Here is a 24,519-nt window from a genome sequence, read left to right on the forward strand (position 1 = left end):
TTTTGCGGGAACCGATCGCAGTTTTGTGCGTTGCAAAATGACAGCTGCCGGCGACCAGGCTGCCAGCGATGGGTTCAAATTCGAAACAAGAAGAATGACCGCCGAAGGCGGAGATTGGCACTTCAATGACAAATTATGGCGTCGAGATGCTCTGGATCGTGATCCTGGCAAGCCTCGGCCTATCCGCCCTCGCCGTCCTGTTTTCGATATCCCGGCGCCGCGACAGCCACGCACCGGCCGTTGCCCGCGTGGCTGGCGAGGATGTGGCGGCGGAAGCGGCGCGCAAGGTCATGCGGGAGTTTGAAAAGAACGGCCAGTCCGCCGATGCCGCACTGGTGACATGGTCACCAGAAACCTTGCGCAAGATCCTCGCCGACGACCTCCCGGACGCCCAGGTCATCGTCGTCTCCAACCGCGAACCTTACATCCACAACGTCAAGGACAATGGCGTCGAGCTTGTCGTGCCTGCCAGCGGGCTGGTGTCGGCGCTGGAGCCGATCACGCGCGCCTGCGGCGGCACCTGGATCGCCTATGGCGGCGGTAGCGCGGACCGCCTCACTGTGGACAACAACGATCGGGTGCCGGTGCCGCCGGACAAGCCGTCCTACACGCTGCGCCGCGTATGGCTGAGCGAGGAGGAATATCAAGGTTATTATCTCGGCTTTGCGAATGAAGGCCTGTGGCCGCTCTGCCATATCGCCTTTACCCGGCCGATCTTCCGCGCCTCGGACTGGGAAGCCTACGAAGCCGTCAACCGCAAATTCGCGGATACGGTTGTGGCAGAGGCGCGCAACGAGCGGCCGATCGTGCTGGTCCAGGACTACCATTTCGCGCTGCTGCCACGCATGATCCGCGAACGCCTGCCGGAGGCGATCGTCATCGCCTTCTGGCATATCCCCTGGCCGAATTCGGAAGTCTTCAGCATCTGCCCGTGGCGGGAGCGCATCCTGGAGGGACTGCTCGGCAGCTCGATCATCGGCTTCCACACCCAGTTCCATGCCAACAATTTTACCGAAAGCGTCGACCGCTTCCTGGAAAGTCGTATCGAGCGCGCCGATGCGGCTATCTCCTATGGTGGCCAGACGACGCTGGTGCACGCCTATCCCATCTCCATCGAATGGCCGGCCGAGTTGCTGGAAAAGCTGCCCACTGTCGAGGAATGCCGGACCCGCCTGCGCGACAGGTTCGGCCTCAAGGCCGACGTCAAGCTCTGCATCGGCGTCGAGCGACTGGACTACACCAAGGGCATTCTCGACCGCTTTCAGGCTTTGGACGAGCTGTTCACGCGCCACCCCGAATGGATCGGCAGACTGGTCTTCCTGCAGATCGCGGCGCCCAGCCGCGGCACGCTGCCGGCATATCAGCAACTGCATGACGAATGCATGCGCTATGCTGACGAGCTCAATCAGCGCTATGGCAGCAGCGACGGCTACAAGCCGGTCGTCATGGTGGCCGAACATCACTCGCAGGAACAGGTCTACGAGATCTATCGCGCTGCCGATATCTGCATGGTCACCAGCCTGCATGACGGCATGAACCTCGTCGCCAAGGAATTCGTCGCCGCGCGCGACGACGAACAGGGCGTGCTGTTGCTCAGCACATTTGCCGGTGCGTCGCGCGAACTGCTCGAGGCGCTGATAGTCAATCCCTACGATGCTGCGATGATGAGCGATGCGCTGCTGCAGGCGCTGACCATGTCGCCGGACGAACAGCGCGAGCGCATGCGTCCGATGCGCGAAATGGTGCGAGACAACAATGTCTATCGCTGGGCCGGCAGCATGCTGCTGGACGCGGCGCGGCTGCGCAAACGCAGCGACCTCGACCGGGCGACGGGTGTCACCGAGCGGCCTGCAAACACCGACAGCAACATCGTCTCGCTTTTCGATCGCATGCGGAGGGTGGCGTCATGAATAGTCTGCCGAAGGGATTGGGCCTGCCAGCCGCACCCGACCTGCCGGAAGGGCAATGGGCGCTCTTTCTCGACATTGACGGCACCTTGCTCGAACACGCCGCACACCCTGACGCGGTGTCCGTCAGTGACGAGTTGCGCAGTCTGCTCGGCGCCATCGAACAACGGCTGGGCGGCGCAGTCGCCTTCATCACCGGCCGCTCGGTGGAGGTCGCCGACCGCCTGTTTCATCCGCTGAAGCTGCGCGTTGCTGGTCTCTATGGGCTTGAACACCGGCTGACGCCGGACGGCCCGGTCGTTGCCGCGGACGCTCCCGCCGATATGGCTGCCCTCGCCGACGCCATCGAAGCCGAACTGGATGACGGTAATGTTCATATCGAGCGCAAGGGTCCGATCCTCGCCATCCATACGCGTGCGGCGCCGCATCTGCTGGCCAGAGCAACGCAGCTTGTCGAGCAGGCATTGGCCCAGCTCCCCAAGGGCTACCGCGTCATTCCGGGAAATGCCGGCGTTGAACTCATGCCGCTCGAGGCGGCCAAGGGCGCTGCCGTGCGGCGCTTCATGGCGATCTCGCCCTTTGCCGGAAGGCGGCCGGTTTTCCTCGGCGACGACACCGCTGATGAAAACGGTTTCGAGGCGATCAACGAAGCCGGCGGCATCTCGATCCGGGTCAGGCCGCGCGGGCCTACCGTGGCTCAATACGGGCTTGATGACGTCACCCGTGCGATAGCCTGGCTTGCCGCCAATTTCGAAGCGTCGGCGGCCCTCGCCCGCAAAGCATCCTGATCGCTGGCGCCAGCGGATCGAATCAAGACCGCCGGAATTGCGGCCCGTCTCCGACAAACGCCGATCGATAAGCGCGATTCTCGTTGAATATCTTTAAGGCCAAAGCCGGCAAATGGATTGCTTGCCGGTTCCCCTGCGTCAGGCCTAACCTGCGCAGCCAACGCATGGAGGTGCGTTCGGTAAAAGGGGAGGATTACACCGTGACAATACAAGGCGCATCGCCTGGCCTTTACAATGAGGACCTCGCTCCTGCAACGGTGCGGAACTGGGGGCCATTCTCGATCTTCAACGTCTGGACGTCGGACGTTCACAGCCTTTGGGGCTACTATCTCGCTGCCAGCCTGTTCCTGTTTTGCGGCGGCTTCGTCAATTTCATCATCGCCATCGGCATCGGTTCGCTGATCATCTACGCACTGATGAACATGGTCGGCTATGCCGGCGTGAAGACCGGCGTGCCCTACCCCGTGCTGGCGCGCGCCTCCTTCGGCATCTGGGGCGCCAACATCCCGGCGCTGGTGCGCGCCATCGTCGCCTGCTTCTGGTACGGCGCGCAGACGGCCGCCGCTTCCGGCGCCATCGTGGCGCTTCTGATCCGCTCGCAATGGTTCGCCGATTTCAACGCCAACACGCATTTCCTCGGTCATAGCGGCCTGGAGGTGATCTGCTTCGTCGTCATCTGGGCGCTGCAGCTCTTGATCATCCAGCGCGGCATGGACACGGTGCGCCGCTTCCAGGATTGGGCTGGCCCGGCCGTGTGGGTGATGATGTTGATCCTGGCGATCTATCTCTGCGTCAAAGCCGGGACCTTCGCCTTCACCAGCGACATCCCGATGGACGTGCTGCTCGAAAAGACCAAGGACGCCGGCGTGCCGGGCACGCCCGGCTCGTGGACGGCGCTGTTTGCTGTGGCGGCGATCTGGGTCACCTACTTCTCGGCGCTCTATCTCAACTTCTGCGATTTCGCCCGTTACGCGCCGGACCAGGCGTCGCTGCGCAAGGGCAACATCTGGGGCCTGCCGGTCAATTTGATCCTGTTCTCTCTGGTTGCCGGCGTCACCACCATTGCCGCCTATGACGTCTATCACGAAGTCCTGCTGCACCCCGACCAGATCTCGGCCAAGTTCGACAGCTGGTTCCTGGCCGCACTTGCCGCACTGACCTTCGCGGTGGCGACGCTCGGCATCAATGTGGTGGCGAACTTCGTCTCTCCAGCCTTCGACTTCTCCAACGTCTTTCCGCGGCACATCGACTTCAAGAAGGGCGGCTACATCGCAGCCTTGATCGCGCTGGTGCTCTACCCCTTCGCGCCGTGGGAAGGCAGTGCCGCCTCCTTCGTCAACATCATCGGCGCGACGATGGGACCGATCTTCGGGGTGATGATGGTCGACTATTACCTGATCCGCAAAGGCGAGGTCGACGTCGAAGCGCTCTACCGCGAGGACGGCGAGTTCCGCTTCCAGGGCGGCTGGCATGTCAATGCCTTCATCGCTGCCGGCATCGGCGCCATCTTCTCGTCGATCCTGCCCAATTTCACCAACTGGCTACCGGCCTGGTGGGGCGTCTATGGCTGGTTCTTCGGCGTGGCGATTGCCGGCGCCATCTACTACGTGCTGCGCTCAGCGGCACTGGGTGCTGGAGCGAAGACGGCAAAGGCATGAAATGGAGGGAATAAGGCAGTAGGGCAGCAAGGGAGCAGGGAAATAGGAGCCTACTGCCCTACTGCCCTACTGCCCTACTGCCCTACTGCCCTACTGCCCTACTGCCCTACTGCCCTAACATTTCTGCGAGCCGACGCACCGTGTTCCAGTTGCGCGACGTGCCGATGCCCATGCGCTTGTGGTTCATCGCCGCAAGCAGGCGCGAGCTTGGCCGCTCGCGCGAAAAGACGACCCAGATGTCGCCGTCGACCGAAGCCACCTTCTCATCCTCGGCGGCATAGGCCTGGAGCGCTGCGACGCCATCGGCGGGCGCAGGCTTGCGCATCACCCGCACCGCTACCTGATCGCCAGTTTCGGCCGACTCGGCCGGAAACGGATTGCCGGCGGCGAGCTTCAGCCAGTTCTCGGCAGTGCGCACGATGATGACGACATGACGGCCGAAGGTTTTTTCAAAGGCCGTTTCCAGCCGCTTTTCCAGCCTGGCGATATCCGCCGCCCGCGCCTCGAAGACCAGGTTGCCGGTAGCGACCAGCGTGCGGGGATTCTTCAGCCCGAGGCCTTCGGCCATTGCCTTGAGGTCGGACATGACGACCCGGCGACCTTCGCCGAGGATGATGCTGTAGAGCAGCGCGACATAGGTTTGCATCAGCCGCCAAATCCGCAGGCAACTAGACCAGCCGCGACTGGTCCACCGCGGCCGAGATGAAGCTGGCGAACAGCGGATGCGGCTCGAGCGGCCGGCTCTTCAGTTCCGGGTGATATTGCACGCCGATGAACCAGGGATGGTCGGGGTATTCGACCGTTTCCGGCAGCACGCCGTCGGGCGACATGCCGGCAAACACCAGGCCGCAATCTTCCAGCCGCTCCTTGTAGTCGACATTGACCTCGTAGCGGTGGCGGTGGCGCTCGGAAATCTGGGTATCACCGTAGATCTCGGCGATCTTCGAACCCTTGGTGAGCTCGGCCTGATAGGCGCCGAGCCGCATGGTGCCGCCGAGATCGCCGGTCTCCCGGCGCTTCTCCAACATGTTGCCTTTCAGCCATTCGGTCATCAGGCCGACCACCGGTTCGTCGGTCGGGCCGAATTCGGTCGACGAGGCATGTTCGACGCCGGCCAGCGACCGCGCCGCCTCGATGCAGGCCATCTGCATGCCAAAGCAGATGCCGAAATACGGCACCTTGCGCTCGCGGGCGAATTTCGCCGCCAGGATCTTGCCTTCGGAACCGCGCTCGCCGAAGCCGCCGGGGACCAGGATGCCATGCACCTTTTCCAGCCACGGCGTCGGGTCTTCCTTCTCGAAGATCTCGCTTTCGATCCAGTCGAGCTTGACCTTGACGCGGTTGGCCATGCCGCCATGCGACAGCGCCTCGATCAGCGATTTGTAGGCGTCCTTGAGGCCGGTATATTTGCCGACGACGGCAATGGTGACCTCGCCTTCCGGATTGTGGATGCGGTTGGACACCGCCTGCCAGGGCTCCATGCGCGGCTTGGGCGCCGGGTCGATGCCGAAGGCGGCCAGCACTTCCGAATCGAGCCCTTCCTTGTGATAGGCCATCGGCACGTCGTAAATGTGCGGCACGTCGAGCGCCTGGATGACGGCGCTTTCCCTGACGTTGCAGAACAGCGACAGCTTTCTGCGCTCTTCCTTGGGGATGGCGCGGTCGGCTCGGACCAGCAGGATGTCGGGCGCAATGCCGATGCCGCGCAGTTCCTTGACCGAATGCTGGGTCGGCTTGGTTTTCAGTTCGCCGGCCGTCGGGATGTAGGGCATCAAGGTCAGATGGACATAGACGGCGTTGTTGCGCGGCAGGTCGTTGCCGAGCTGGCGGATCGCCTCCAGGAAAGGCATTGCCTCGATATCGCCGACCGTGCCGCCGATCTCGCACAGCACGAAATCATAGTCGTCATTGCCGTCGAGGACGAAATGCTTGATCTCGTCGGTGACGTGCGGAATGACCTGCACAGTCGCGCCGAGATAGTCGCCGCGCCGCTCGCGCTCGATGATGTTCTTGTAGATGCGGCCGGTGGTGATGTTGTCCTGCTGGTTGGCCGAGCGGCCGGTGAAGCGCTCGTAATGGCCAAGATCGAGGTCGGTCTCGGCGCCGTCATCGGTGACGAAGACCTCGCCATGCTGGTAAGGCGACATCGTGCCGGGATCGACATTGAGATAGGGATCGAGCTTTTTGATGCGTGCGCGATAGCCTCGCGCCTGCAAGAGAGCCCCAAGGGCCGCTGCGGCAATGCCTTTTCCAAGTGAGGAAACCACGCCGCCTGTGATGAATACATATCGCGCCATGGGAGTCATCGCTTAACGCGGCCGAATTGATTCCGCCAGAGAAAAAACCGCCGCTGAGGCTTTTTCCAGAGAAGGCGCGATAGTCCCGAGGTTCGAGACTGTAGTTCTTGGTCAAAACAAAAGGGCCGGCAGAAGCCGGCCCTTTCGGCAGAACTGGAAGAACGTTAGATGATGACGACCTTGGTGCCGACCCGGACGCGGCTGTAGAGGTCCATGACGTGCTCGTTGATCATGCGGAAGCAGCCATTGGAGGCGCTGGTTCCGATCGACTGCGGCGCGATGGTGCCGTGGATGCGCAGATGCGTGTCCTTCTTGCCGTCATAGAGATAGATGGCGCGGGCGCCGAGCGGGTTCTGACCGCCGCCGGGCATGCCGTCCTTGTACTGGCCATAGTGCTTGGGCTCGCGCTTCTGCATGTCCAGTGTCGGGATCCAGCGCGGCCATTCCTGCTTGTCGCCAACCGCAACCGTACCCTTGAACTGCAGGCCCTCGCGGCCGACCGCAATGGCATAGCGGCGGGCGGTGAAAGCCGATTCGACGAGGTAGAGGCGGCGGGCGCTGGTATCGATGACGATGGTGCCCGGCTCATAACCGGCGAATTCGACGTCCTGCGGCACGAATTCCGGCTTCACCTTGAACTGCTTCTTGGCCTCGCGCTTGGCGAGAGCCTGGTCGAGAGCGCGCGTCTCGGGAAGATAGGCAATCGAGGAGGCAGACGATGTGCCGCCGAACAGGCCGGCGAAGAGCCCACCGCTCCTCGGCTTCTGGCCCGGGGCCTCGCTACGCAATTCGCCATTGTTGCCGGTCAGCGCGACGTTCATCGCCTCGGCCGGAAGCGGCTCGGCCGACTGGATTGGCTCGATCGGCGCAATCGGGTCAACTGGCGTAATGATCTTGGTGATCTTCTTGCCCGGCTTGGCGTCGGCGACCACGACCGGCTTGCCCTTGCTGGCCAGGAAGGCCTGGCGCTGGGCGTCGGCCTTGGCTTTCGCCGCCTCGCGCATGGCCAGCTTGCGGGCCTCGAGCGCCTTGGCTCCGGCTGCCGCCTTGTCGGCCGCGATCTTGTCTTCGAGCTTGCTGATCTGAGCCAGATCATCCGAGCTCGGGTTTTTCTTCTTCTTGAGAAGCTTCAGCTGCGCCGCATCGCTTTTGGCGGCGACGTTGATGACAGCGGTGTTGCCAACCGCCTGCGGTGAGGTCATTGCCGGAGTGCCGGCGAAGGCCGCGGAGCTCATGCCGAATACGGCACAAAACCCCATGAAAATGAAGCTGCGAAGCTGCATAGCGAAGATCCGATCGTTCAGTGCTTGTTGCCCACGGCGTCGCCCGGCGCCCCCCAAGGGCGCAGAAAGTGCCGCGCGCAATCTATAATCGAAGTGCCGGAGCGGCCTCAAGCGGAACGCATGGTCGAATCTTCGTGATCAAGTGCATTTGCCGCGACTGTGTTGAAACAACAACAGATCGCGGCACTTGACCCCATCCAACTACTGGTTTGGAACCTGCGGCGTGACCGGCAAGGTGACGCCGTTGGCAGCCGGCGGCGTGGCCGAATCGGTCACAGGCGATGTCGCCGGAGCTGGGGCCGGAGCCGTCGCCGGGGCTGTGCCAGGAGCCGTCGCCGGAGGCGTCGTGGCGGCGCCATTGCCCGAAGGCGCAGCCGGTGCGGTGGTCCCGGCAGGTGGCGTCGGCGCCGTCGTGCCGGGCAACTGGTTGAGCACGCCGTTGCCGCTGTCGGCCGGCACGCGGTCGAGAATGTCGATCGGCTTTTCGCCGTAGCGGGCAACGATCGAGAGTGTCAGCGACGTCACGAAGAAAGCCGCGGCCAGGATCGCCGTCGCCCGCGTCAGTGCATTGGCCGCACCGCGCGCGGTCATGAAACCGGAACCGCCGCCAATGCCGAGACCACCGCCTTCGGAGCGCTGCAGCAGCACCACGCCGACAAGGGCGAGCACGACCATGAGGTGGATGACGATCAGTACGGTTTCCATATTTTATCCTGGCAAGCCCTGCCGCTCCCTGGCGATCAGGGCCGGTGATTTGGAGGCGGCTCCATACAATGCTTTAACGGCATTTCCAAGCCCGTGGCCGGAATATGGGAAGCAATGCGCCCTTTGCAACGATTTCGGCCGCGGCGCGGCGTTTCATAAGTCGGCGACGGAACTGGTCTGCAACGAAATTTCGGGGCCTACGCGATATTCTGGTAGGCTTCGGCGATGGCGAGAAAATCCGCCGCCTTCAGGCTTGCGCCGCCGACGAGCGCGCCGTCGACGTTTTTGACGCCGAGCAGCTCGACCGCATTGGACGGCTTGACCGAGCCGCCATAGAGGATGCGGATCTTGCCGGCCGCTGAGGCGCCGAGTCCCTCCGACAGTTTTTCGCGGATATGCGCATGCGCCTCGGCCACGTCGTCGGCGGTCGGCGTCAGGCCGGTGCCGATCGCCCATACCGGTTCGTAGGCGATGACGGTGTTGGCCGGCGTTGCGCTAGGCGGCACCGAGCCGGCGACCTGGCGCGACAAGACGTCGAGCGCGGCCCCCGCTTCGCGCTCGGCCTTGGTCTCGCCGATGCAGATGATGGCCACAAGCCCGGCGCGCCATGCGGCAGACGCCTTCGCCTGCACAGTCGCATCGTCCTCGCCGCGCTGTTGGCGGCATTCGGAATGGCCGACAATGACGTGGCTGGCGCCGGCATCCTTCAGCATCTCGGCCGAGACACAGCCGGTGAAAGCGCCGCTCTCCTTGATGTGGCAATCCTCGCCTCCGGCCCGCATCGGCGTGCGCGACAGGATTTCGGCCGCGCGCGACAGCAAGGTCGCCGGCACGCAGACCAATGCTTCGGTCTCGGCATCGAGCCCGCTCATGAAGCCGTTGCCGATCATCCTGAGCTCGTTCAGCGAGGCGCTGGTGCCGTTCATTTTCCAGTTGCCGGCAACAAGCGGTCGAATTCCTGGCGTCATGGGATCTGGTTCTCCGGGCGACATTGGGGTCTCGCCCTCCCTACCAAAATCAGGCCACAAAGCAATCGACAGTGAGCCGGAAGGGCGCTATTGCGCTTGTTTCAGACTCGGGCGCACGCAAAACTGCGCAAAAATCGGAAGTAACAATGCTTGGTATATTGAGAAGCGCGGCAGGGACCTGGGTCGCGAAAGCGCTGCTGTCACTGCTGGTGCTGAGTTTCCTTGCCTGGGGTGTCACCACCCGCATGGCGGGCGGCTTCCTGGCCGGACATCACGCTGTCATTACCGCCGGCAGCACCACCGTGTCGATCACCGAATACCGCCTCGCCTACGATCGCCAGATCAACATGCTGCAACAGCAGATCGGCCAGCGCATCAGCCGCGAGCAGGCCAGGGCCTATGGCATCGACAACCAGGTGCTGGCGCAGCTGGTGTCGGGCGCCGTCCTCGACGAACAGGCGCGCAAGCTCGGACTTGGCTTCTCCAAGGACAGGCTGGCCGAACTGACGCGCCAGGAACCTGCCTTCCAGGGCCCGAATGGCCAGTTCGACCGCCGGCTGTTCGAATCCCGGCTGCGCGAACTCGGCATGCGGCCGGAGGACTATCTGAAGAACCGGGCTCAGGTGGCGGTGCGCCAGCAGATCGTCGAGGCGGTTTCGGACGGCCTCAAGGCGCCGGACACCTTCTTCAAGGCGGTCGCGCTCTATCGCGGCGAAGACCGCACCATCGACTATTTGACCTTGCCGAAGGCGCTGGTCGAGCCGATCCAGGCTCCATCCGACAGCGTGCTTCAGGCCTATTTCGAGACCAACAAGAAAACCTACGCGGCGCCGGAATACCGCAAATTCTCCTACGTCCGGCTCGAGCCTGAAGACATCATGGATATCAGCGCCGTGACCGACCAGCAGGTCAGCGACGACTACAACAAGAACAAGGGGCGCTACACCACGCCGGAAATGCGCACCATCGAACAGCTGGTGTTTCCGACGCTGGACGCCGCCAAGGCCGCGTCCGATTCGCTGAAGACGGGCGCCACCTTCGACAAGATCGTCACCGCGCAAGGAAAGACCCAGGCCGATACGCTGCTTGGCACGCTCTCCAAGGACAAGATCAGCGACAAGGCGGTCGCCGATGCCGCATTCGCGCTTGCCGTCAACGAAGTCAGCCCGGTCGTCCAGGGCACGTTCGGTCCGGTGCTTTTGCGCGTCACCGAGATCAAGCCGGAAGTGGTGAAGCCGCTGGCCGAAGTGTCTGACCAGATCCGCAAGGATCTGGCGCTGGGCGAAGCAAGCCGCATCCTGCTCGACGTGCACGACAATTACGAAGACACCCGCGCCGCCGGCAGCACGCTCGCCGAAGCCGCCGCCAAACTGAAGCTCAAGGACGTCACCGTCGAGGCCATCGACCGCACCGGCCTCAAGCCGGACGGGACCATCATCAAGGACCTGCCGGCATCGCCTGACCTGATCAAGGCGGTGTTCGAGGCTGAGCCCAACACCGAGAATGAAGCCCTGACCACGACCAACAATGGCTTCGTGTTCTACGAGCTGACATCGATTACGCCGGCTCGCGACCGCACGCTCGACGAGGTTCGCCAGAGGGTGGTGGCCGACTGGACGACCGAGGAAACGACCAAGCGGCTGACCGCGAAGGCAGACGAACTCGACAAACGCCTCAAGGCCGGCACCACGCTCGACGTCATCGCCGGCGAACTGAAGCTCGAAAAGCAGACCAAGCGCGGCGTGAAGCGCGAGGCCGACGACGTCGATTTCGGCAAGGACGGCGCTGCAGCGATGTTCGGCGTCGGCGAAGGCGGCACCGGGCTGATCCCCTCGCCCACCGGCGAAGGCCAGATTCTGTTCAAGGTGGCCGAAGTGTTCGAGCCGGCCGGAGCCGACGCCAGTTCGGTGCCCGACGACGCCCAGAAATCCTTCACGCAAGGCATGTCCGACGATCTGCTCGACCAGTTGGTGGCGCAATTGCAGACGCAATACGCCGTCAGCATCGACCAGGCCGCCGTTGCCCAAGCCGTAGCCCAATGAACGTTTTGGCCCGATGAGCGCCCTCAAGATCCATATCGCCAAGGTCGCTAGCGGGACCGCGCTTACCTTCGACGAAGCGCGCGAAGCCTTCGACATCATCATGTCGGGCGACGCGACGCCGGGCCAGATCGGCGGCTTCCTGATGGCGCTGCGCGTGCGTGGCGAGACGGTGAGCGAGATCTCCGGCGCCGTTGCCACCATGCGCGCCAAGATGCTGCGCGTCGAAGCGCCTGAAGGCGCCATCGACATCGTCGGTACCGGCGGCGACAACTCCCATTCGGTCAACATCTCGACGGCTTCGGCCTTCGTCGTCGCCGGTTGCGGCGTGCCGGTGGCCAAGCATGGCAATCGCGGCCTGTCGTCGCTGACGGGCGCCGCCGACGTGCTGGTCGCCCTCGGCGTCAAGATCGATATCCCGCCGGAGACGATCGGCCGCTGCATCCATGAGGCGGGCGTCGGCTTCATGTTCGCGCCAGCGCATCATCCGGCAATGAAGCATGTCGGCCCGACGCGCGTCGAGCTCGGCACCCGCACAATCTTCAACCTGCTCGGACCGCTGTCCAATCCGGCCGGCGTAAGCCGCCAGATGGTCGGCGTGTTCCTGCCGGAATGGATCGTGCCGGTGGCCGAGACATTGAAGGCGCTGGGTACAGAGCATGCCTGGGTCGTCCACGGCGACGGCTATGACGAGATCACCACCACCGGCGAAACGCAGGTTGCCGAACTGGCCGGCGGCGAGATCCGCCACTTTACGCTCACCCCGGAAGCAGTCGGCTTGCAGCGCCACACCAAGGACGAGTTGCGCGGCGGAGACGCCGCCTACAACGCCCAGGCATTGCGCGACATGCTGGGCGGCGCTGCCGGCGCCTATCGCGACACGGTGCTGATGAATGCCGGCGCCGGCATGGTGGTGGCGGGCAAGGCAACAACGCTTGCCGACGGCATGGCGGCGGCGGCACAAGCCATCGACAGCGGCCGGGCGCTAGGCGTGCTCGACAGGCTGGTCGAGATTTCGAACGGATAGGCCCGTGGCTGACATTCTGCGCAAGATCGAGGCCTACAAGCGCGACGAGATCGCGGCGGCAAAGGCGCTGATACCGCTGGCCGAGATCAAGGCACGGGCCAAGGACGCCGACGCGCCGCGCGGCTTTCTCGCGGCGCTCGAGGCGAAGCGCCGATCCGGCAACTTTGCCCTGATCGCCGAAATCAAGAAGGCGAGCCCTTCCAAAGGGTTGATCCGTGCCGATTTCGACCCGCCAGCGCTGGCGCAGGCCTATGAGAAAGGCGGCGCTGCCTGTCTTTCGGTGCTGACCGATGCGCCGTCTTTCCAGGGCGCGCCGGAATTTCTAACCAACGCCCGCAAGGCGGTGTCGCTGCCCGCGCTGCGCAAGGATTTCCTGTTTGACCCCTACCAGGTCTACGAGGCCCGCGCCTGGGGCGCCGACGCCATCCTGATCATCATAGCCAGCGTCGACGATGCCTTGGCGAGCGAATTGGAAGCGACCGCATTCGAACTCGGCATGGATGCGCTGATCGAGGTGCATGACGAAGCCGAGACCGAGCGCGCGGTAAAACTCTCGTCGCGGCTGATCGGCATCAATAACCGCAATCTTAGAACGTTCGAAACCAGCCTGGAAACCTCCGAGCGGCTGGCGTCGATGGTGCCGGGCGACCGCTTGCTGGTCAGCGAGAGCGGTATTTTCACCCATGACGACTGCCTCAGGATGCAAAAGGCCGGCATCGAAACCTTCCTTGTCGGCGAAAGCCTGATGCGGCAAGAGGATGTGGCGGCGGCAACGCGCCTGCTTCTGACGGGCAAGACGCCGGCAGAGGCCGTCTGAGGATGCCAGCCGCCCTCACCCATCTCGGCGCCAAGGGCGAGGCCAACATGGTCGATGTCGGCGACAAGGCGGAGACGACGCGCACGGCGATTGCCGAGGGTTTTGTCTCGATGCAGCCGGAAACCCTGAAAATGATCCTCGACGGCGACGCCAAGAAGGGCGATGTGCTGGGCACAGCGCGCATCGCCGGCATCATGGCAGCCAAGAAGACGCATGAGCTGATCCCGCTCTGCCATCCGCTGCTGTTGACCAAGGTGTCGGTCGACATCGAGCCGGACGCGGCGCTGCCCGGCCTCAGGGTCACCGCGCTCGCCCGCGTCACCGGCAAGACCGGGGTCGAAATGGAAGCGCTGACCGCAGCCTCGGTGGCATGCCTGACTATTTACGACATGGCTAAGGCGGCCGATCGCGCCATGGTGATTTCCGGCATAAGGCTTGTGGAAAAGACCGGCGGTAAGTCCGGCGACTACAAGGCGGGCGCCTGATGGCGCTTGTCCCGGTCGCCGAGGCGCTGGAGCGCCTGCTGGACGGCGCTGCGGCGCTGCCGGCCGAGAGCGTCGCGCTGGCGGATGCGGCCGACCGGGTGCTGGCGGAGCCTGTCGTGGCGCTACGCACCCAGCCGCCTTTCAACGCGTCCGCCATGGACGGCTATGCCGCGCGGGCGCAGGATGTGGCATCCGCCCCGGCGCGGCTTTCGGTGATCGGCATGGCCCCGGCCGGACGCGGCTTTGACGGCTCTGTCGGCAGGGCGGAGGCTGTCCGCATTTTCACCGGCGCGCCGGTGCCCGAAGGTGCCGACACGATCGTCATCCAGGAGAATGTCCGCGACCTTGGCAATGGCCATATCGAGGTCACCGAGCCGACCGCGAAAGACCGTAACATCCGCCGCCGTGGACTGGATTTCTCGCAAGGCGACCTGCTCCTGCAAAAAGGTCGCGTGCTCGATCCGGCCGCATTGTCGCTTGCGGCGTCGGCCAATCATCCGAGGCTCAACGTCGTGCGCCGGCCTCTGGTCGCGATCATCGCCACCGGCGACGAATTGCTGCCGCCGGGGCGTGACCCCGGTCCGGATCAGATTATCTCCTCCAACGCTTACGGTGTTGTGGCCGCCGCGCAGTCTGTCGGCGCCAAAGCGCTTGATCTCGGCATCGCGGCAGATCGCAAGGCCGACATAGCGGCGCTGGTGCGCAAGGCTGTCGCGGCAAAGGCCGACGTTATCGTGACGCTCGGCGGCGCCTCGGTCGGCGACCACGACCTCGTGCACGACGTGTTGACCGGCGAAGGCATGAAGCTCGATTTCTGGAAGCTCGCCATGCGCCCGGGCAAGCCGCTGATGTTCGGGCGTCTCGGCGATATCAGGTGCATCGGCCTGCCCGGCAATCCGGTGGCGAGCCTGGTCTGTTCGCAGCTGTTCCTGAAGCCGCTGTTGGCGCAGCTCGGCGGCCGCGTCCATCGGCAGGACATTCGCCCGGCGCAACTTGGCGCCGCGATGCCGGCCAACGATCTCAGGCAAGACTATGTGCGCGCCGTGGTCCGGGATGAAGCCGGCGCACTGGTGGCAACGCCATTCGGCATCCAGGATTCCTCGATGCTGAGAATGCTGGCCGACGCCAACGGCTTGATCGTGCGCGAGCCCTTCGCTCCGGCCTCAGCCGCGGGTGCGGCCTGCAGCGTGCTGATGTTACGCTGAACAAAACGTCAACACATTCATTAAACTTTAAAAGGTTGCGGAACACAACTGGAACAGATAGTGTTTGTTCTGGGTTTGTTTTTTCCGATTCTGGTTTCAGAACCCGTGGGGGCCGCGATGCTGACGCGCAAACAACATGAACTCCTGATGTTCATCCATGAACGCCTGAAGGAGAGCGGAATCCCGCCGTCTTTCGACGAGATGAAGGAGGCGCTCGACCTTGCCTCGAAGTCCGGTATCCATCGCCTGATCACGGCGCTGGAGGAGCGCGGCTTCATTCGCCGGCTGCCGAACCGGGCTCGAGCACTGGAAGTGCTGCGGCTGCCCGACTCGATCGCGCCCGGCCTCAACGCGGCGAAGAAGTTTTCGCCGAGCGTCATCCAGGGCAGTCTCGGTCAAGGCGGTCAGGGGCAAGGCGGTCTCGGCCGCCAGATCAAGCCGGCCTCCTCTTCTCGTTCGATGTCGGCCGGCAATGACGACGCGGTTTCCGCGGTGTCGATCCCGGTGATGGGCCGCATCGCCGCCGGTGTGCCGATCGACGCCATCCAGCACCAGACCCATTCGATCTCGGTGCCGCCGGACATGATTATGGGCGGCGAACACTACGCGCTCGAGGTCAAGGGTGACTCGATGATCGAGGCCGGCATTTTCGACGGCGACACGGTGATCATCCGCAATGCCGATACGGCGAGCCCCGGCGAGATCGTGGTGGCGCTGGTCGATGAAGAGGAAGCGACGCTGAAGCGCTTCCGCCGCAAGGGCGCCTCGATCGCGCTGGAAGCCGCCAACCCGGCCTACGAAACCCGCATCTTCGGGCCGGACAGGGTCAAGGTGCAGGGCAAGCTGGTTGGGCTGATCAGGCGCTACTGAGCCGGTTTAGGTTTGTACTTCTCGGGCTGCTTATAAGGCGGCATTCCACGCGCTTCGCGTGAGAAGCGGCGTTGCTCGTGCCAGGGACGATAGGGCTTGTCGACGGCGAAGCGGATGGTTGGCGCTGTCGCGGCCGATTGTGGGTCGAAGAAGACGGCGGCACTACCATCGCGGGCAAGTTGCTTCTTGGTCACGACCAGCACCAGCGGGTCGCGGCACGGATTGTAGGCGGTGGCGTCGTCGATGACGATCAGGCTCGCGAAAGCGCAGGCTGGCCGCGCTGTGTTGCGGTCTTTTGCCAGCGCGATGATGGCTCCGGCGGGGTGCCGGGCAATGCAGAGATTGCCTGTGCAATAGAAGGGCGAGCCTGGCGGCAAGTCGAGTGGCTCTAGATCGAACCGCGTGTCCGTTGCCTCGAAAATCTCAGGCGGGATAATGGTTTCGGCTCTCAATGCCCGTTTCCAATTATCGGTGGTGAATTCGTTCGAGCGTTCCCGGTTGAGCGCGAGTTCGCCGCCGCCGATTGGCAATGCCACCAGATGCGCATCCTCCGAGATAAGCACATCGGGCGTGCGCACCTGCGGCACAGTCAACAGGCCGGCCAGCGCGAAAGGCACGGCCGCCAGCCTCAGCCAGGTGGTGGCCATGGTGGCGATGACGAGGGCGACCGCTACCAGCAGCACCGAGCGGATTGAGATCAGCCCGACGGCATCGACCGGCGAACGCTGAGAAATCCAGGCGGAGATGGCGATCATCGCCGTCAGCCCCTTGCCCATGACATAGAGGAACGGCCCATCGGCGCCGAACGGCATGGCCAGCGCGCTGAGCACCGCAAACGGCATGACGACCAGCGAGACGATCGGCATCACCGCCAGATTGGCGAGCAGGCTGAGTGGCGACACGCGCTGAAAATGCCAGATGGCAAACAGCAAAGTGGCGCTGCCTGCGATGATCGATGTCATGGCGAGACCGCCCATGGCCAGCACGAATTTTCGCGACAGGAAGCCGACGAACGAGCGCCTTGCGGGCGGCGTTCTCACCTTGTCGGCGCGGTAGTCAGCCCAGCCGGCATAGGCGCCGACAAGGGCGGCAGTAGCCGCAAACGACATCTGGAAGCTCGGGCCGACGACCTCGTGCGGCGACATCAGGATGACGGCGATGGCCGAGATCGCCAGATTGCGCATGGTCAGCGCTGCGCGATCAAACAGCACCGCGACAAGCATGACCGCCAGCATGATGAAGCTGCGCTCGGCGGCAACCACGATGCCTGAAATGACGAGATAGGCGGCGATGGAAACAAGCGCCGCGGCGGCGGCATATTTCTTGACCGGCTGGCGCGAGGAGAAATCCGGAAATAGCGCAAAGGCGCCACGCAGCAATGCCATGATGGTGCCGGCGACCAGCGCCATGTGCAGGCCGGAAATGGAGATGATGTGGTAGATGCCGGTGCGCCGCATCGCCTCGTTGACCTCGTCCGGAATGCCGGCGCGCACACCGACAATGAGCGCCGCGGCAATCTCGCCTTCGGCGCCGCCGATCTTGCCCCTGATATGGTCGGCAATGTTTTCGCGCGCATTCTCGATTGCCGAAGAGAGCCGTGCGGTCAGCGGCGGCGGGCCCTGCGAAGCAATGGTTTTCGGATTACCGAGAAAGAAGCCGCTGCCGCCGATGCCGGTGAAATAGCTGTCGAAGGAGAAATCGTAGCTCTCCGGCCGCACCGGACCGGTCGGCGGCAACAGCCTGGCATAGCCGGTGATCAGGGAGCCGGCGGTCATATCGGCGGGAACGGCGCGCGCCGAGAGCCTGACCCGCTCCGGCGCGTAGCGCAGCCTGGGGCGAGCGGTCGAAATCACGTCGAGCGTCAGCCTTACGCGGCCGTTCTCCATCTGCTCGAGACTGACGACGCGTCCGGTCAGTCGTGTCTGGATCTCGGAGCCAAGCATTTGCGTTCCGGCGTGCCAGGTCTCGACCTTGGCGGCGACGACGCCAAGCGCGCACAGCATGGCAGCCATGCAGAGCAGATGCGTCTTCGGCCAGGACCGCGCGACGGCTGCGCAACAGGCCGTGAGCAGCACAATCGCGATTGGCTGGGCAAAGCCTGGCTCGCTGGCCAGCGAGAAATAAATGATGACGCCGGCCGCCAGGAAAACCGGCACCAGCAGAAAGGCAACGCCACGGTCGAGTTCGGTGACGGCGGCCATGGCAACGCTGCGGCGGATTGCTGGCCATGTCGATCGGCGCAGCAGCCTGCGCAGACGAATGGCGGATCCGGGCACGGCGTCGACCGACGCCGACGCAGTGTCATCCGGAGACAAAGGCCGGAGACCAGGTCGCGTCTCGGGCAGCGCGACGGGCATCGGCTCGGCATAGGGACTGTCGGCAAACAGGGAGCGTTCGTTGACGCTTGTCGCAGCGCCCTCGCCTTGATCCTCGCCCCGGCCACGTCCAGCCATCGGGTCTGCCCCTTGCGCCCCAGACCCCCTATGCTACATGAACGCGCAAAGTGCGAAAGTCCGCGCGATCACGCACCCCGTTTTCTAGCCTTGCCCCGAGAATTGCCATGTCCAACAAAATTGCCATGTCCAACAGGGTGGTCACCCGTTTTGCCCCCTCGCCCACCGGCTACCTGCATATCGGTGGCGCGCGCACCGCGCTGTTCAACTGGCTCTACGCCAAGCACACTGACGGCACGATGCTGCTGCGCATCGAGGACACCGACCGCGAACGCTCCACCGCTGCGGCAACCCAGGCCATTCTCGATGGGCTGACCTGGCTCGGCCTGTCCTGGGACGGTGAGGCCGTCTCGCAGTTCGAGCGTGCGCCGCGCCACCGCGAGGTGGCCGAGGAGCTGGTGCGCCTGGGCAAGGCCTACTACGCCTACGAGACTCCCGCCGAGCTCGAGGCGATGCGCGAGGCGGCACGCGCCAAGAGCCTGCCGCCGCGCTACAATGGTGCTTGGCGCGACCGCGACCCCTCCGAGGCGCCAGCCGGCGTCAAGGGCGCCATTCGCATCAAAGCACCGACCGAGGGCGAGACCGTGGTGCATGACCGCGTGCAGGGCGAGGTGCGCTTCCCCAACAAGGATCTCGACGATTTCATCATCCTGCGTTCGGATGGTGTCCCGACCTACATGCATGCCGTCGTCGTCGACGACCACGACATGGGCGTCACCCACATCATTCGTGGCGACGACCATCTGACCAATGCCGCGCGCCAGACAGTGATTTACAACGCCATGGGCTGGGAGGTGCCGTCCATGTCGCACATCCCGCTGATCCACGGCGCCGACGGCGCCAAGCTGTCAAAGCGGCATGGCGCGCTCGGCGTCGAGGCCTACCGCGCCATGGGTTATCTGCCCGAGGCGCTGCTCAATTATCTCGCCCGCCTCGGCTGGAGCCATGGCGACGACGAGGTGATGTCGATCAAGGACATGATCTCATGGTTCGACATCGGCGACGTCAACAAGGGTGCGGCGCGCTTCGACTTCGCCAAGCTCGACGCGCTGAACGGCGTGCATATGCGCAAGATGGATGATCAGGCACTTATCGACATCTTCGTCGCCACTCTTCCCTATCTCGAAGGCGGCCCGGCGCTGGCCGCCCGCCTCGATGACACCAGGAAGGCGCAACTGCTGGCCGCCCTGCCCGGCCTGAAGGAGCGCGCCAAGACACTGGTCGAGCTGGCCGATGGCGCCGGCTTCCTGTTCGTCGAGCGGCCGCTGCCGATCGACGAGAAGGCGGCCGCACTGCTCAATGCCGACGCGCGGGCGATCCTGCGTGGCGCACACGCGGCTTTGCAGACGGTTTCGGGCGAATGGACGGCCGCTGCTGCGGAATCCGCGGTGCGCGAGTTCGCGACGGCTGGCGGCCACAAGCTTGGCGCCGTGGCCCAGCCACTGAGAGCAGCCCTTACCGGCCGCAGCACCTCGCCCGGCGTTTTCGACGTGCTTGCCGTGCTCGGCCGCGGGGAAAGCCTGGCGCGGATTGGCGATCAAATCGATTAGGAGCGAACTGGCCCAAGAAGATTGGCATTGAAAGGCGCGTTTCGCAGTGCAACATTAGGCCCTGGCCCAATCTGGCACGCACCTCCCAAAATGCGGTGGCGAGTTCGCGCATTCCGGTGATTTCGACGTGTCGTTAGCAGGAATTGCCTTGCCGGCATGAGGAACATGAAGGAGTTTGAGAATGAGCGAAGCTGCGACAAAACTGGAAACCGGCAGCAAGACGACGCACCCGTCGACTGCCACGCTCGAACTGGCCGGCAAGACGTACGAACTCAAGGTGCGAAGCGGCTCGGTCGGGCCTGACGTCATCGACATCGGTGCGCTCTACAACACCACCGGCGCCTTTACCTACGACCCCGGCTTCACCTCGACGGCGAGCTGCGAGTCGGCGATAACCTTCATCGACGGCGATGCCGGCATCCTGCTGCACCGCGGCTATCCGATCGACCAGCTGGCCGAGCATGGCGACTTCCTCGAAGTCTGCTACCTGCTGCTCTACGGTGAACTGCCGACCAAGGCGCAGAAGGACGACTTCGACTACCGGGTGACGCGCCACACCATGGTGCATGAGCAGATGTCGCGCTTCTTCACCGGCTTCCGCCGCGACGCGCACCCAATGGCTGTGATGTGCGGCGTGGTCGGCGCGCTGTCGGCCTTCTATCACGACTCCACCGACATTTCGGACCCGTATCAGCGCATGGTCGCCTCGATGCGGCTGATCGCCAAGATGCCGACGATCGCGGCCATGGCCTACAAATACCATATCGGCCAGCCCTTCATTTACCCGAAGAACGAGCTGAACTTCGCCGCCAACTTCCTGCACATGTGCTTTGCCGTGCCGTGCGAGGAATACAAGATCAACCCGGTGCTGGCGCGCGCCATGGAGCGTATCTTCATCCTGCATGCCGACCACGAGCAGAACGCCTCGACCTCGACGGTGCGTCTTGCCGGCTCGTCGGGCGCCAACCCGTTCGCCTGCATCGCCGCCGGCATCGCCTGCCTGTGGGGCCCTGCGCATGGCGGCGCCAACGAGGCCGCGCTCAACATGCTGGGCGAGATCGGCCATGTCGACCACATCCCGGAATTCATCGCCCGCGCCAAGGACAAGAACGATCCGTTCCGGCTGATGGGCTTTGGCCACCGCGTCTACAAGAACTACGATCCTCGCGCGAAAATCATGCAGAAGACCGCGCATGAGGTGCTGGGCGAACTTGGCATCAAGGACGATCCGCTGCTCGACATCGCCATGGAGCTGGAAAAGATCGCGCTGACCGATTCCTACTTCATCGAGAAGAAGCTCTATCCGAACGTCGACTTCTATTCCGGCATCACGCTGAAGGCGCTGGGCTTCCCCACCACCATGTTCACCGTGCTGTTCGCGGTCGCCCGCACCGTCGGCTGGATCGCGCAGTGGAAGGAAATGATCGAGGATCCGCACCAGAAGATCGGCCGCCCGCGCCAGCTCTATACCGGCGCGCCGGAACGCGACTACGTGCCGATCGCAAAGCGGTAATCGAAGCCGCATGCGGCTTCGCCGTGACACTGCAAAAAGCGCCCGCAAGGGCGCTTTTTAGTTGGAGTGACGAAGCTTGACGTGGCGAAGAACGACTTCCGCCGCGATATCGCCGGAGGGCTTGTCAGTGGCCATGCGCCTGGCAACCTCGGCAAAACCGTCCTTTTGCCAAGTGCGATAGGCTGTGTCTGAAAACAGAGCCTCGAGCTGCCGCGCCAGATAGCGCGGTCGCACATATTGGTTGTAGTGCTCCGGCACGATCGCCTGGTCGGCGATCAGATTGGGCAAGGTGGCGCTCCACACCGTGACCAGCCCCTGGACCATGCGCATCACCGGATCGAGCCGGTAGCATGAGATCATCGGCACACCAGACAGCGCCAGTTCGAGCGATACCGTTCCCGAAGCAATCAGCGCCGCATCGGCCTTGCCGAAGGCCTGCCATTTGCGCTCGGCATCGAGGATGATCTCAGGCTTTTCATCCCAGCGCGCGACCGATGTTTTGACCAGGTCGGCGACATGCGGCACCGTGGGCAACAGCAGGCGCAGGCGGTGTCCACGCGCGCGCAGCGCCGAGATCGTCTGGCCGAAGGGATCGATAAGCCGGCTTACCTCGCCGCGCCGCGAGCCGGGCAGCACAAGCAATGTCTTGACGCGGTCCGCTGAGAGATCGCGCGGCTGGCCTTGCGCCCTTGCCGCGCTGAGCACACCCGGATCATGCGTGAGGCGGTGTCCGACATAGGTTCCGGGCGGGCCGCCGAGCCGGCTGAGCTCCTTCACCTCGAAAGGCAGGATGCACAGTATGTGGTCGACATAGGGCTTCATCGCTACCGCCCTGCCCGGCCGCCATGCCCAGACACTCGGGCAGACATAATGGACGATCGGGATGGAAGGATCGGCAGCGCGGACCTTTTTGGCCACGCGCAAAGAAAAGTCAGGGCTGTCGATGGTGATCAGACAGTCGGGTTTCTCAGCAGCGACCGCACCAGCCGTCTGGCCGATGCGCCGCATCAGGCGCGGCAGATCGCGTAGAATGGCGCTGAGCCCCATCAGCGCGATCTCGGCCCCGTCGAACAGCGGCATCAGCCCGAGCGCCTGCAGATGCCGCCCGCCAATGCCGACCAGCCTGACATCGCGCCCGGTCATGCGTTTCAGTGACTGGACGATGTCGGCGCCCAACAAGTCACCGGACTCTTCGCCGGCAACGATGGCGATTTTCAGCGGCTTCTCACCTGCCATGGCCAGGCTCCACGGCCGGCAGGCCATACACAAACAGCCCAAGCGCATTGGCGCGCGCGAGAGCGACGGGACCTTCGAGGATCAGCGAACGGCCGGCCTCGACGGCAATGCCGGCAAGCCCAGCGGCGTGTGCTGCCTCGACCGTCTGCGGGCCAATGGACGGGAGATCGGCGCGCAGTTCCTGGCCGGGCTTTGCACATTTGACCAGGACACCGCGCGTCTTGCCGGCGAGCCTGCCATGGCCTCGCAGCTGCTGCGTCCGCTCGAGCAGTCCGTGAGTGCCTTCGACGCCTTCCAGGGCAATAGTGCGGCCACCGATGGCGATGGCCGCCTGACCAATGTCGAGCGCACCGATAGCCTTTGCCGCCGCATGTGCCGCCTCGATATCTCGCCAGTCAGATTTTCGCGGCACGGCCTTGGTCAGCGGCCCTTCGGTCGCGACAAGCCGGGGCACGACCTCATGCGCGCCGACAACTTTGATGCCGCGCGCCTCCAGGCCGCGGGTCAATATCTTCAACAGGCCGTCATCGCCACGCGCAAGCGCCATGGCGACGGAGGGTATGAGCGCCAGCAGCCCAAGGCTCGGCCACATGTCGACCAGCCGCGGCCTGCGCCTGATCTCGCCGGCAAGCACAAGATGGGTGATCCGTCGCCGCCTCAGCAACGTAACCAGCGAGCCGATATCTTCCAGGGCGAGGCTTTCATGCTCATAGACGGTGAGCTCGGACTGACGGTCGGCCTGACCCTCGACCAGGATGATGACGGGCGGATGTCCGGCCTCTGCCAGGCCGGCGGCAACTTCGACCGGCAGGCTGCCGCCGCCGGCAATGATGCCGACCCTGGCGTCCGGCGCGAGATCGAGGCCCGTTGAGCTGGCCTCAGTCTTCGTCATCGGCATCGTCGCCGGCGCCACCTTTAAGCGACGGGACGGCATAGTGCCGCTTGCCGCGACTGGTGATGAAATCGATGATTTTCATGGCGGTCGGCGACGAGGCGAACTCGGCCTTGGCGAATTCGATGTTTTCACCGACGGTGCGGGAGCGGTCGAAGATCGTCTTGTAAGTCTTGCGCAGCACCTGGATTTCGGTGCGCGACAGGCCTGAGCGCTTCAGGCCGATGATGTTGAGGCCGCGCAGGCTGGCGCGGTTGCCGACGGCAATGGCGTAGGGGATGACATCGCCGACGATTGCCGAGCAGCCGCCGAGAAAGGCGTTGTCGCCGATACGGACAAACTGGTGAACGGCCGTCAGGCCGCCGATATAGACATTGTTGCCGACCTCGCAATGGCCGCCCAGCGTAGCGCCATTGGCGAAGGTAGCGTTGTTGCCGACGACGCAGTCATGAGCGATGTGGGCATAGGCAAGGAAATTGCCGTTGTCCCCCACGGTCGTCTCGCCGCGGCTGGAATCGGTGCCGAGATGCATGGTCGCGCCTTCGCGGATCGTGCAGTTCTGGCCGATAACCAATGTGGTGCGGCCGCCCTTGTGCTTGGTGTTTTGTGGCGGCCCGCCCAGTGTCGCCATCGGATAAACCTTGGTCCCGGCGCCGATGGTGGTCGCACCCAGCACCGAGACATGGCTGACCAGTTCGACGCGGTCACCGATCACGGCGTCGGTGCCGACATAGCAGAAAGGCCCGATGGAGGCGCCTTCGCCGATTTGGGCACCGGCCTCGATAACGGCCGAGGGATGGATTGAAGTCTGTATTTTCATAAGCAT

The 24,519-nt window shown here is 64.0% G+C and carries 20 protein-coding genes; 11 read left to right on the plus strand and 9 right to left on the minus strand.

The features are described from left to right. Nucleotides 1-125: 125 nt before the first annotated feature. From AC04SH_RS01000 to AC04SH_RS01010, 3 genes are all read left to right on the plus strand, one after another. Complete coding sequence (locus AC04SH_RS01000; protein ID WP_488573596.1) at nucleotides 126-1,910, plus strand: alpha,alpha-trehalose-phosphate synthase (UDP-forming); 1,785 nt, start codon at nucleotides 126-128, stop codon at nucleotides 1,908-1,910. Next, nucleotides 1,907-2,695 (plus strand): trehalose-phosphatase, encoded by a 789-nt coding sequence (otsB, locus tag AC04SH_RS01005; RefSeq protein ID WP_488573597.1) that lies wholly within the window; start codon nucleotides 1,907-1,909, stop codon nucleotides 2,693-2,695. The genes AC04SH_RS01000 and otsB overlap by 4 nt, the downstream gene beginning before the upstream one ends. Nucleotides 2,696-2,895: 200 nt before the next feature. Then, entirely contained in the window at nucleotides 2,896-4,353 is a 1,458-nt protein-coding gene (locus AC04SH_RS01010) for an NCS1 family nucleobase:cation symporter-1 (protein ID WP_488573598.1), read from the plus strand. 106 nt (nucleotides 4,354-4,459) lie between these two features. On the opposite strand, the gene AC04SH_RS01015 is transcribed toward AC04SH_RS01010, so the two are convergent. The 5 genes from AC04SH_RS01015 to tpiA all read right to left on the minus strand — a co-directional run bounded on the left by AC04SH_RS01015 (nucleotide 4,460) and on the right by tpiA (nucleotide 9,606). After that, nucleotides 4,460-4,999, minus strand: a complete 540-nt coding sequence (locus AC04SH_RS01015) for a DUF1697 domain-containing protein (protein ID WP_488573599.1) — start codon at nucleotides 4,997-4,999, stop codon at nucleotides 4,460-4,462. Nucleotides 5,000-5,021: 22 nt separating this feature from the next. Then, nucleotides 5,022-6,659 carry a CTP synthase gene (gene pyrG, locus AC04SH_RS01020; protein ID WP_112561656.1) on the minus strand — a complete coding sequence of 546 codons (1,638 nt, stop codon included), beginning with the start codon at nucleotides 6,657-6,659 and terminating at the stop codon, nucleotides 5,022-5,024. Between the two features lie 155 nt (nucleotides 6,660-6,814). Next, a complete protein-coding gene (locus tag AC04SH_RS01025; protein ID WP_488573600.1) occupies nucleotides 6,815-7,933 on the minus strand; it encodes a L,D-transpeptidase in 1,119 nt (372 codons plus the stop codon). A gap of 201 nt (nucleotides 7,934-8,134) precedes the next feature. Beyond that, nucleotides 8,135-8,638, minus strand: a complete 504-nt coding sequence (gene secG / locus AC04SH_RS01030) for a preprotein translocase subunit SecG (protein ID WP_488573601.1) — start codon at nucleotides 8,636-8,638, stop codon at nucleotides 8,135-8,137. Between the two features lie 197 nt (nucleotides 8,639-8,835). Further along, nucleotides 8,836-9,606 carry a triose-phosphate isomerase gene (tpiA, locus tag AC04SH_RS01035; RefSeq protein ID WP_488573602.1) on the minus strand — a complete coding sequence of 257 codons (771 nt, stop codon included), beginning with the start codon at nucleotides 9,604-9,606 and terminating at the stop codon, nucleotides 8,836-8,838. A 146-nt stretch (nucleotides 9,607-9,752) separates the two neighbouring features. On the opposite strand from tpiA, the gene AC04SH_RS01040 reads away from it, so the two are divergent. The 6 genes from AC04SH_RS01040 to lexA all read left to right on the plus strand — a co-directional run bounded on the left by AC04SH_RS01040 (nucleotide 9,753) and on the right by lexA (nucleotide 16,049). Further along, nucleotides 9,753-11,648 (plus strand): peptidyl-prolyl cis-trans isomerase, encoded by a 1,896-nt coding sequence (locus AC04SH_RS01040; RefSeq protein ID WP_477232593.1) that lies wholly within the window; start codon nucleotides 9,753-9,755, stop codon nucleotides 11,646-11,648. A 13-nt stretch (nucleotides 11,649-11,661) separates the two neighbouring features. Further along, nucleotides 11,662-12,672, plus strand: a complete 1,011-nt coding sequence (gene trpD, locus AC04SH_RS01045) for an anthranilate phosphoribosyltransferase (protein WP_477232594.1) — start codon at nucleotides 11,662-11,664, stop codon at nucleotides 12,670-12,672. Nucleotides 12,673-12,676: 4 nt separating this feature from the next. Further along, complete coding sequence (gene trpC / locus AC04SH_RS01050) at nucleotides 12,677-13,489, plus strand: indole-3-glycerol phosphate synthase TrpC (RefSeq protein ID WP_488573603.1); 813 nt, start codon at nucleotides 12,677-12,679, stop codon at nucleotides 13,487-13,489. Between the two features lie 2 nt (nucleotides 13,490-13,491). Then, a complete protein-coding gene (gene moaC / locus AC04SH_RS01055; protein WP_488573604.1) occupies nucleotides 13,492-13,974 on the plus strand; it encodes a cyclic pyranopterin monophosphate synthase MoaC in 483 nt (160 codons plus the stop codon). Then, nucleotides 13,974-15,179 (plus strand): molybdopterin molybdotransferase MoeA, encoded by a 1,206-nt coding sequence (locus AC04SH_RS01060; RefSeq protein WP_488573605.1) that lies wholly within the window; start codon nucleotides 13,974-13,976, stop codon nucleotides 15,177-15,179. The genes moaC and AC04SH_RS01060 overlap by 1 nt, the downstream gene beginning before the upstream one ends. Before the next feature lie 117 nt (nucleotides 15,180-15,296). Next, a complete protein-coding gene (gene lexA / locus AC04SH_RS01065) occupies nucleotides 15,297-16,049 on the plus strand; it encodes a transcriptional repressor LexA (protein WP_142865730.1) in 753 nt (250 codons plus the stop codon). Here lexA and AC04SH_RS01070 read toward each other — a convergent pair. Then, nucleotides 16,043-18,502 carry a ComEC/Rec2 family competence protein gene (locus AC04SH_RS01070; protein WP_488573606.1) on the minus strand — a complete coding sequence of 820 codons (2,460 nt, stop codon included), beginning with the start codon at nucleotides 18,500-18,502 and terminating at the stop codon, nucleotides 16,043-16,045. The genes lexA and AC04SH_RS01070 overlap by 7 nt on opposite strands. A gap of 125 nt (nucleotides 18,503-18,627) precedes the next feature. Here AC04SH_RS01070 and gltX point away from each other — a divergent pair, with 125 nt between their 5' ends. Both gltX and gltA read left to right on the plus strand, forming a co-directional pair. Beyond that, nucleotides 18,628-20,052 (plus strand): glutamate--tRNA ligase, encoded by a 1,425-nt coding sequence (gene gltX / locus AC04SH_RS01075; RefSeq protein ID WP_488573887.1) that lies wholly within the window; start codon nucleotides 18,628-18,630, stop codon nucleotides 20,050-20,052. A gap of 181 nt (nucleotides 20,053-20,233) precedes the next feature. After that, entirely contained in the window at nucleotides 20,234-21,565 is a 1,332-nt protein-coding gene (gene gltA / locus AC04SH_RS01080) for a citrate synthase (RefSeq protein WP_488573607.1), read from the plus strand. A gap of 57 nt (nucleotides 21,566-21,622) precedes the next feature. Here gltA and lpxB read toward each other — a convergent pair whose 3' ends face one another. Genes lpxB through lpxA form a run of 3 tightly spaced genes read right to left on the minus strand, consistent with a single transcriptional unit; the run spans nucleotide 21,623 to nucleotide 24,513 of the window. Continuing rightward, nucleotides 21,623-22,801, minus strand: a complete 1,179-nt coding sequence (lpxB, locus tag AC04SH_RS01085) for a lipid-A-disaccharide synthase (protein ID WP_488573608.1) — start codon at nucleotides 22,799-22,801, stop codon at nucleotides 21,623-21,625. Beyond that, nucleotides 22,791-23,693: an LpxI family protein gene (locus AC04SH_RS01090; protein ID WP_488573609.1), complete on the minus strand. Its 903-nt coding sequence runs from the start codon at nucleotides 23,691-23,693 to the stop codon at nucleotides 22,791-22,793. Before AC04SH_RS01090 ends, lpxB begins: the two co-directional genes overlap by 11 nt. Next, the gene (gene lpxA, locus AC04SH_RS01095; protein WP_488573610.1) at nucleotides 23,680-24,513 is read right to left on the minus strand and encodes an acyl-ACP--UDP-N-acetylglucosamine O-acyltransferase; all 834 of its coding nucleotides are present in this window, start codon (nucleotides 24,511-24,513) and stop codon (nucleotides 23,680-23,682) included. The genes AC04SH_RS01090 and lpxA overlap by 14 nt, the downstream gene beginning before the upstream one ends. Nucleotides 24,514-24,519: the final 6 nt, after the last annotated feature.

The sequence above is a fragment of the Mesorhizobium sp. CNPSo 4688 genome (genome assembly GCF_057784295.1).